Genomic DNA, 749 nt, shown 5'->3' with positions numbered 1-749 from the left:
GATGAAGATGAATTAGAATATGAAGAAGAAAAAGTCCGAAAAGTGAAAGAACCATCAGAGCCAATTCCAGAAAATAGATACAAACAATTTAAGTATAGAATAGTAGAAATGAGCAAAGAGTTTCCGGAAAGAAATTTGATGCTCTTTTTATTAGGAATTGCAACTGGATATAGAACAGATGATATTGTTGATTTAAATGTAGGAGAAATAAAAGAAGCTCTTGAAGAAGAGTTTTTTCTTATTCAAGAAAAAAAGCAATACAGACGTTGGAAAAATAAAAAAGATAATGATCCAGAGTATGATAAAAAAATACCGAAAAAAAGAAAAGTTGCAATAAAGTCTAAACTTAGAAAATTATTAAAAGAATATTTAAAAGACAAAAAGAAATCAGAATATGCATTTAAGTCAAAAAAAGGTAGATATATTTCTGCAAAATCGTTTAGTGAATTTTTAACGAAAGTAGGTGAAGATTTAGGAATGGAGCATATAAGTGGACATAGCATGAGGAAAACATATGCGAATAGATTATGGGAGGAGAAACACGATATGAATTATGTAAGAAAAGCTTTAGGGCATAAGAGTATAGAAACAACACAATTATATTTAGGTTTTGGAAATAAAGATATAGAGGATGCAGCAGAAATAACTGATAGCAAATTATAAGTTTTATTCATTAATCGGTAAAAAAAGAAAGAATACTTATTTAGGACTAGTCTAAAAAATTATTACTAATATATGCACTGAAAAAA

General features: G+C 27.5%; 1 protein-coding gene. It reads left to right on the top strand.

All coding sequences use genetic code 11. The annotated features are described in order from the left end of the window. Positions 1–663, top strand: a 663-nt coding sequence (locus CLPUN_RS10750; RefSeq protein ID WP_423237292.1) for a tyrosine-type recombinase/integrase, incomplete at its 5' end; no start/stop codon positions are given. Positions 664–749: the final 86 nt, after the last annotated feature.

The sequence above is a fragment of the Clostridium puniceum genome, assembly GCF_002006345.1.
GTDB lineage: Bacteria > Bacillota > Clostridia > Clostridiales > Clostridiaceae > Clostridium > Clostridium puniceum.
Note: the sequence above shows the minus strand (reverse complement) of the source record. Positions and strands in the feature narration are given on the sequence as shown.